The sequence below is a fragment of the Micromonospora radicis genome, assembly GCF_003583405.1.
GTDB lineage: Bacteria > Actinomycetota > Actinomycetes > Mycobacteriales > Micromonosporaceae > Micromonospora > Micromonospora radicis.
The window spans coordinates 1-1,460 of sequence record NZ_QXEC01000058.1 but is presented as its reverse complement, the minus strand read 5'-3'; the positions used below and the strand labels follow the sequence as shown (position 1 = coordinate 1,460).

The 1,460-nt window shown below is 68.2% G+C and carries 1 protein-coding gene; it reads left to right on the top strand.

Features of this window, described 5'->3' with window-relative positions; all coding sequences use genetic code 11:
• Positions 1 to 241: 241 nt before the first annotated feature.
• Positions 242 to 1,438, top strand: coding sequence for an IS110 family RNA-guided transposase (locus D2L64_RS26885; protein ID WP_119579990.1), 1,197 nt, complete (start codon positions 242 to 244; stop codon positions 1,436 to 1,438).
• Positions 1,439 to 1,460: the final 22 nt, after the last annotated feature.

Sequence of the window (1,460 nt, the reverse complement as noted above, 5' to 3'; positions counted from 1 at the left end):
CACCCGTTACCTTTTGATCGTCCCCAGCCGGGGACCCTCGGTCGCCCGGCCCGGTATGACTTACCGCCCCTGTCGTTGCGATGATCCGGGGGGTGTTGTCGCCGGGCCGGGTGGCGTCGACGGACCGCTGATAGGGACACGACCATCCGCTCTGTTGGGGTAGGTCTCTTCGTAACGTGGGTGCCGGAAGTCGACGCCAGACTGCGACCGAGCCCGGTGCGATGTCGCGGGAGGCGAGGCGATGCACGGCGACTACCAGGTGTTTCTCGGTCTGGATGTTGGTAAGGACGGCCACCACGCCGTCGCGTTGAACCGGGACGGCAAACGGCTGCACGACGCGGCGCTGGCCAATACCGAGGCCAAGCTGCGGCAGGTCTTCGACAAACTCGCCAAGCACGGGTCCGTACTGGTGGTTGTCGATCAGCCTGCCTCGATCGGCGCCTTGCCGGTCGCGGTCGCCCGGGCCTGCGGACATCAGGTCGCCTACCTGCCCGGACTCGCGATGCGTCGGATCGCCGACCTGCACCCCGGCAACGCGAAGACCGACGCCCGCGATGCCTATGTGATCGCTGACGCCGCCCGCACCTTGCCCCACACCCTGCGTCGCGTCGACGTCGGCGACGAAGCCCTCGCCGAGCTGGAAATGCTTGTCGGCTTCGACGACGACCTGGCCGGCGAGTCCACCCGACTGACCAACCGAATCCGTGGCCTGCTCACTCAGATTCACCCGGCCCTGGAACGAGCGTTCGGCAAGAACATTCAACACAAGGCCGTCCTGGAACTGCTGTCGCGCTGCGGCGGCCCGGCCGGGCTGCGTAAAGCCGGCCGCCGCAAGCTGGTGTCGATCGCGTCGAAGAACGCACCACGCATGGGTGAACGCCTCGTCGAACGGATCATGACCGCCCTGGACGAGCAGACCGTCGTCGTTCCCGGCACCGCCGCAGCGGAGAAGATCCTGCCGCGACTGGCCGACAGCCTGCGCGAGGTGCTTCAACAGCGGGACCAGGTCGCCGCCGAGGTGGACGGGATACTCGATGCCCACCCTCTTGCCGAGGTCCTGACCTCGATGCCCGGCATCGGCGTCAGGACCGCCGCGAGGATCCTGCTCGACATCGGCGACGGCACCTCCTTCGCCACTGCCGGGCACCTCGCCGCCTACGCCGGACTGGCCCCGGTCACCCGCCGCTCCGGCAGCAGCATCCGCGGCGAGCATCCCGCCCGCGGCGGAAACAAACAGCTGAAACGCGCGTTCTTCCTCGCCGCGTTCGCCGCCCTGTCCGACCCGGTCAGCCGCGCCTACTACGACCGCAAAAGAGCCCAAGGCAAGAAGCACAACGCCGCCCTGATCTGCCTCGCCCGACGCCGCGTCGACGTCCTGTTCGCCATGCTCCGCGACAAGACCACCTACCAAGCCCGACCCCTCCCGGCCCCGGCTTGACAAGAACATAGGGACACCCCCC

Coding starts and splice junctions, on each gene's coding strand:
- D2L64_RS26885 (WP_119579990.1), top strand. CDS start 242: ATGCACGGCGACTACCAGGTGTTTCTCGGTCTGGATGTTGGTAAGGAC.